The organism is Meridianimarinicoccus roseus (assembly GCF_003172915.1).
Lineage (GTDB): Bacteria > Pseudomonadota > Alphaproteobacteria > Rhodobacterales > Rhodobacteraceae > Meridianimarinicoccus > Meridianimarinicoccus roseus.
Window position 1 is genome coordinate 1 of record NZ_QGKU01000022.1, and the last position, 7,469, is coordinate 7,469.

2 protein-coding genes are annotated in these 7,469 nt (G+C 64.7%); both read right to left on the bottom strand.

Features of this window, described 5'->3' with window-relative positions:
- On the bottom strand, positions 1-1,101 hold a 1,101-nt coding region (locus DKT77_RS05285; protein WP_238547701.1), incomplete at its 3' end, for a cadherin-like domain-containing protein.
- Positions 1,102-1,141: 40 nt separating this feature from the next.
- Positions 1,142-7,468 (bottom strand): Ig-like domain-containing protein, encoded by a 6,327-nt coding sequence (locus tag DKT77_RS05290; protein ID WP_338016066.1) that lies wholly within the window; start codon positions 7,466-7,468, stop codon positions 1,142-1,144.
- Position 7,469 lies beyond the last annotated feature (1 nt).

A 7,469-nucleotide genomic window follows, 5' to 3' on the forward strand; every position in this document is an offset into this window, starting at 1 on the left:
CAGCGTGAAGGTCGTCTCGGCCAGCGGGCCGCCGAAATCGTAGGTGCCCGCGGGCAGCACCGTGTCCGTCGTCTCGTCCGCCGCGAGATCCAGCGGCACCACGAGGTTCTCCGTCTCGGGGTCGAAGCGCAGGATCGCCACCTCGTAATCCGTCCCGCCCAGCGTCAGCGTGCGGAACTCGATCTCAGCGATCACCGCGTCCTGCAGCGTCCCCGGATTGTCCGGGTCGTTCTGCGTCGTCACCGTGTCGCCCACGCTCAGGATGCTGTCGGCGCTGTCGATCTCGGCGATCCGCGTGTCGCTGCCGATGGGCAATTCCGGACCGCCGGGCTGCAACCCGCTCAGCGCCGCATTCAGATCACCGTCCGACACCGGATAGGTCACAAGACGCACCGACGCGGGCGGGGTGGACGCCCCAACTTCGATGCTAACCTGCGTGGGCGCGGACGACCCGTCATCGTCCGTTGCGATATAGGTGAAACTGTCGGTACCGGAGAAGCCCGCCGTTGGCGTGTAGGTGAAGGAACCATCGGCGTTCAGCGTCACCGTCCCGTTCGCGGGCGGCGTATCGATGGCCGCGGTCGGCGTATCGCCATCGGCATCCGTGTCGTTCGCCAGAACGCCAACCGGTGACGGGACGGTCAGCGCAGTGTCGAAGGCCGTGCTGTAGCTGTCAGCGACACCGACGGGCGCCGAACCCCCGCCACCCGTCGGATAGGCGAAGGTCGATTCCCCAAGGGCGCTGCCGACGGAATAGCTGCCCAAGGCCAGCGACCCGCCGGTCAGCGTGTCGGTCGTCGTATCGACCGGCGCAATCAGTACTTCTGCCGAACTCGCGGGAAAGATCACTGCGACATCGACCGAGGTGCCGCCGAAATTGATCGTTCGGAACTCGATCTGGTCGATCACAAGGGGAGTTCCCCCCAGCGACCCTGATGCCGTGATGACCTGATCCGTAACGCTGAGCGTGCCGTCGCTGCTGGTGAAGGTCGCAGTGTCGGCGGATTGCAGTGGCACCGTGGCGCCCAAGAACCCCAGATCCCGCGCATCGATGTAATCTTGCTCCGGGGCCACGAAGACAGGAACTGTGAAATCGGTCATCTTTACATCCTAGGGCTTTGTTCCGAGCGCAGGCGCGGGGTCATGTGAAGAGCGTGTCGCTGGCTTGCAGGTCCGTCACATCGTCGAGACCGTTGAGGCGCACGAAGCGGCTTCCGCCGAGATCGACTAGAAGGTCCGCGCCGATGTCCTGAACGGTCAGGTCGCTGAACTGCGTGACCCCGGCGAAACCGTTGAACTCCAGCGTGTCGATCCCGATCTCGAAATCTGTCACGGTGTCGATCGCCAGCGTTCCGGACGGCGCGTCGGCGGCGCGGAAGATGAACGTATCCGCACCCAGACCGCCGGTCAGCGCGTCGTTTCCGGCACCCCCATCCAGCGTGTCCTCTCCTGCACGGCCGAACAGGGCGTCGCTGCCCGCGCCGCCGATCAGGGTGTCGTCACCGCCCGCCGTGCTGATGAAGTCGTTGCCATCGCCGCCATCCACGACGTTCGGCCCGCTGTCGAGGGACACGAAACTGTCGCTCGCCTCGCTCAAGGTCTGGTCCGTAACGACCACGTCGAATTCGAAGTCCGTGCCGGTTGTCACGACATCGATATCGCCCAGCGGGACCTCGCCGACCGAAGTGAAGTTGCTGAAGACGATTGCGCCCACGCCGCCCGGCAGGAAGATCACGGCGTTGCCCGAGCCGTCGCCGATGGTCAGATCCGACGCGTCGTTGATCCCGGCAAAACCGCTCAGTTCAAGCGTATCTTCGCCGGCGGTGAAATCGTCGATGAAGGCGATGGTAAAAGAGCCCGTGGGGAAGTCGGCCGCGCGGTAGACGAACAGGTCAGCCCCCGCCCCACCATTGACCGTGCCGCCGCCAGTGCCGCCGATCAGCGTGTCGTTGCCCGCGCCGCCGAACAGGTTGTCGGCCCCGGCCCCACCGACGAGGATGTCATTGCCGCCGCCGGTGGAAATCGTGTCGTCGCCATCGCCGCCAATCACGCGGTTCACGCCGGTATCGGGTGTGGTGAACACGTCATCGGCACCCGTCAGCACTACATCGCCAGGTCCCGGCACCACGGCCCCGCCCACGGTGATTGTTACCGTAGCGGTGTCGAACCCGCCGTTCTGGTCGTCGGCTTCGTAAGTGAATGTGTCCGTGCCGGTGAAGCCGGCGTTGGGTGTGTATGTGAACGACCCATCCGTCTGGATCTCGTAGATCCCGTTCACCGTATTTCCGGTGAATAGCGGCGCAAGCAACGTGTCGCCTTCGGGGTCCGTGTCGTTGGCCAGCAGCCCGGACGCCGCGCCGACGACCAGAGTCGTCTCGAAGCCCGTCGAATAGCTGTCGTCCACCGCATCCGGCGCGTCGTTGACCGGGTTCACATCGAGCGTGAATGTCACCGGCGCCAGTGTGTTGGTGCCGTCGCTAAGTTCCACGTCGAAGCTGTCCGCCGTCGTTTCCGACCCGTCATGGACATACTGGATGAAGCCCGAGTCGATATCGGCCTGCGTGAAGCTGGTGATCCCGGTCGCAAAGGTATTCGTGTTGGACAGAACACCCACCAGCGGCGCAGCGGTCACAAAGTAGGTCCGCGTTCCGTTTTCCGGGTCCGTCGCATTCAGGTCCGCGTTGGTGAGCGTTACCGCCGCGCCTTCGTCCACCGTCGCCGTCAGATCGCCGCCCTGAACCGGCTGTTCGTTTGCATCCGCCACAGTCACGGTCACCGCCTGGGTGGTGGTGTCAGTCCCGTCAGAAACCTCGACCGTGAATTCATAGACGTTGTCGGTGTCGGCATCGGTCGGCGCCTCGAAGTCGGGGCTGGCTGCGAAGGTGACGATCCCGTTGCTGTCGATCAGGAAATCGTCCTGATCAGTCCCCGTCAGCGCATAGGACACCGGCGCCGCGTCGTCCGGATCCGTCGTTGTGACGTTGAAGATCGGCGCGATGCTGTTTTCCAGCACGGTGAAGGTGTCGCCTGAGGTGATCGTGGGCGCGTCGTTGACGCCCTGGATTTCGAACGTCACCAGACTGTCGCCGGTCAGGCTTCCGTCGGTCGTGTCCGTCGCCGTGAGCGTGGCGACGACCGTGGCGGTCTGGGTTTCGTCCAGCGCCTGGAAAAGCGCGACCCCGCTGCCGTCGATGCTCAGATCCCCTGTCAGCGGATTGTAGTTCACCCCGCTGCCGGCCAACGGCACGGACACGCCGTCGAACGTGACCGAGGTCAGCGCGATGTCGCCGGGTGCAAGCGGGCTGTCCTCATCCGTGAAGAAGACACCCACTACGCCACCGGACCCATCGCCGATGTTCTCAACGAAGAACTGGTCCTCCCCGATACCGGTATACGTCACCGGGAAGCCCACCGGCGCGGTCGCCGTGCCGGTCACGGTCACGCTCAGCGTGGCGGTGTCGGTGTCGCCACCTGCAGAGAGCTGGTAGGTCACGCTGGTCGTGGCGCTGTCACCCTGGTCGAGCCCGGTGAATTCACCGTTCGTGTCGAAGATGAACGTTCCGTCACCGTTCACGACGAACTGGCCGCCATTGTCGCCGGCAATCAGCGTCGCGACATTGCCCGCGCTGCCGCTCACCTGCGTGACCGACAACGCATCGCCGTCCTCGTCCTCGTCGTTTGCCAGCACGTTGCCCGACCCGGTCGCGCCTTCGGCGACGGTGATGCTGTCGTCATCGGCCACAGGCAGATCCGGCACTGCGTCGACGTTGAAGCTGGCGGTGCCCACGTCGCTGCCGCCGTTGCCGTCGGACACGGTGTAGTCGAACGACGCCGGGCCGTTGTAACCGGCATCGGGGGTGAAGGTCACTGAACCGCTGGGGTTCAGCACAGCCACACCGCCGACCGCGTTGGACACCGCCGTCACGTTCAAGGCGTCGCCATCCTGGTCGGTATCTCCGGCCAGAAGAACGGCCTCTGGATATGTGAAGGGCGTGTCCTCCACCATGTCCTGAACCGTGTCATCTGCGGCGACGGGCGCGTCGTTTGCGTCCTGCACGGTCGCCTCGACGCTGATCGTGTCGGTCAGGCCATCGCCATCGGTCACGATGACATCGACCTCGTAGACCTGATCGCCGTCATCCGAGGTGTCGATTTCGAAATCGGGCGCGTCGATGAAGCTCAGGTTGCCTGACCCGTCGATGGTGAACAGCGTACTGTCGTCACCGCTTAGCGAGAAGGTCTGCGTGTCGCCGGTATCCGGGTCGGTCGCGGTGATCTGGGTGACGGAGGTTGTGTTCTCATCCACGCTCACCGTCGACGGATCCGCCTGGTCGATGACCGGCGCATCCGCCTGCGGCGTCAGCGTAACCGACACCTGCGCTGTATTCGATCGGGCCCCCTGAAGGTCTGCCACGCTGTAGCCGACCGGCGTGACCGTGCCGTCGTAATCAGGCTCGGGCGAGAAGGTGATCGCCCCTGTGGTGGTGTTCACCGTCCATGTACCTTCGCCCGGCACGCTCAGGCTGGTCGTGCCGGACCCGCCATCGTCGATCAGCACGCTGGCCGGGTCGATGTCGGTGTTGCCGTCAGCATCGGTATCGTTGGCCAGCACGTCGATGGTGACCGACCCGTCCTCGTTGACGGTGCCGCTATCATCCGCCGCGACCGGCACGTCGTTGACGGCGTTCACGGTGACCGTGACGGTTGCCGTGTCGGTAAGATCACCGTCGGTCACGGTGTAGCTGAACGTATCCGTCCCGCTGAACTCCGCCCCGGGTGTATAGGTGAACAGCCCGCCGCTTTCGGTGATCGTTCCGCCCGCTGCGCTGGTCGCGTCGAATGCGCTGACCGTGAGCGTGTCGTTCTCCGGGTCCGTGTCGTTGCCAAGGGCCGCGATGGTCGTTGACACGTCCTCGTCCGTGGTGGCGGTATCGTCCACAGCATCCGGCGCGTCGTTGATCGCGTTCACCGTGATCGACACCTCCGCCGTGTCGGTCAGGCCCGTGCCGTCATCGACTTCGTAGGTGAACGTGTCGGTCCCGTTGAAATCGGCATTCGGAGTGTAATCGAATGTGCCGCTGCCGTTCAGGGTCAGCGTGCCGTTCGCCGCGCCCGTGACGAGGCTGTAGTTGAGCGTGTCGCCATCCGCATCCGTGTCGTTGCCGGTCACCGATGCGCCGATCAGCGCCACGTCCTCGTCCGTGGTGAAGCTGTCGTCGCCCGCGACGGGCACATCCGGTTCGGGCAGGACATCGACAGTCACCGTGCCGGTATCCGTGCCGCCATTGCCGTCCACGATGGTATAGTCGAACGACGCCGTGCCGTTAAAATCCCCGTCCGGTGTGAAGGTAATCGTGGTGCCATCGAAGGCCACGGTTCCGTTGACGCCGGAGGACGTCACGATCCCGGTGAAGACCGGTGTGTCGCCGTCCTGGTCGGTGTCGTTCGCCAGAAGCTGCGCGGGCAGACGGGTCAGCACGCTGTCTTCGACGGTGATGAAGCTGTCACCGACGGCGACCGGATCGTCGTTCGCATCCGTCACCGTGACAGTGATGGTTTGCACATCTGTCGCCAACTGATCGTCAGTGACGGTGACCTCGACCTGGTAGCCATTGTCGCCACCCGTGTCGGTCGGAAGCTCGAAGTCCGGTGCCCCCGCGAAGTTCAACGCCCCGGTGCCACTGTCGATAATGAACAGACCGCCGTCATCGCCACCGGTGATGGAGAACGTCGCGGTGGAGGCATCGTCCAGATCGGTCGCCGTGACCGTGCCCACGGCCGTCGTGTTCTCGGCGATCGAGAACGCGGCGGGCGAACCGATCACTGGGTCGTCGTTCTCGCCGGTGATGGCGATGCTGGCCGTGGCCGTCGTGTTCAAGGTTCCGTCGGTGATGTCGTACATCACATCCAGCGTCACCGTGTCGCCCACGTCCAGATCGTCGAACTGGCCGTCATCGACCGACAGAATGCCGGTTTCGGTATCGACGCTGGTGGACACACTCCGCCCGTCGCTGGCGGTGACAATCACGTTCGCCACGTCCAGATCGTCGAGATCGACATCGCTCGCGCCGTCCAGCAGGTCGATGCTGCGGCCGGTATCATCCTCGGTGAATGTCGCGGCGGGCGGCGTGTTCTGCACCGGCGCGTCGTTCACCGCGTTCACGGTCACCTCCACCGTGGCCGTCGCCGTGCCGCCGTCACCGTCATCCACCTGGTAGGTGAAACTGTCGGTGCCGTTGAAATCGGCGTCCGGCGTGTAGGTGATCGTGTCGTCGGTCAGATCACCCGGCGTGCCGTTGTCGTCCACAACGGCCGTTCCGTTTGCGGGCCCTGTGTCGATGGTGATCGTCAGGTCCTGCACGTCCGGGTCGCTGTCGTTGTCCAGCACATCGATGCTGACCGGCGTGTCCTCGTCCGTCGACGCGGTGTCGTTCACCGGCTCCGGCGTATCGTTCACACCGTTGACCGTCGCCGTGACTGTCTGGGTCGCCGTCGCGCCTTGGCTGTCCGTGACGATGTAGCTGACGGCGGTGGTGGCGTCTTCGCCGACCTCCAGTTCCTCGAAATCGCCGTTCGGGTCGAAGCTCGCCACGCCGTCCGACCCGATGGTGAACAGACCGCCGTTCGACCCCGTGACCGCCATGCCGACATTGCCGGACGGCGTGCCCACGCCCACAGCGGTAACCGACAGCGTATCATCGGCGTCGACGTCGCTGTCATTGTCCAGAACGTTGAAGGCTGCCGCAAGGGTGTCTTCGTCGGTCGTGACGGAATCCGGATCTGCGACCGGCCCGTCGTTCACGCCGGTGATCTCGATGCTCGCCGAAGTGGCGGTGTCGATCGTGCCGTCGTTGATGTTGTAGTCGATCGTCAGTTCGAACAGATCGCCTTCGTCCAGATCCTCGAACTGGCCGTCATCCAGCGTCAGGACGCCCGCCGGGCTGACACTGAAGGTCACCGTCCGGCTATCCGGCGCCGTCACGGTCACATTGTTCACGGTCAGCGCGTCGCCATCCACGTCGTTCGAGCCGGCCAGCAGGTCGATGGTGCGGCCGGTGTCATCCTCGGTATAGGCGGCGGACGGAGTCCCCCCCGTGGCCGGATCGTTGGCGCCATTGACCGTCACGCTCAGCGTGGTGGTGGAGGTCGCGCCCTGGCTGTCCTCCATGGTGTAGCTGACCTCGGTGACGCGGTCCTCTCCGTCGTCGAGATCCTCGAACGCGCCCGCCGGATCGAAGCTCCAGTCGCCGTTCGCGTCGATGGTGAAGTCACCGCCGTTCGAGCCAGTGACGATGGTACCCACATTGCCTGTGGCGGCGCCGACGCCGATGACCGTCTTGGTGTCGCCCGTGTCCGGGTCGGTGTCGTTGGCCAGTACGTTGCCGCCGGTCAGGGCAGGGCCATCTTCGCCCGTCGTGTCCGAATCCGCCACCGCCGTCGGCCCGTCGTTCACGCCGGTGATCTCGATG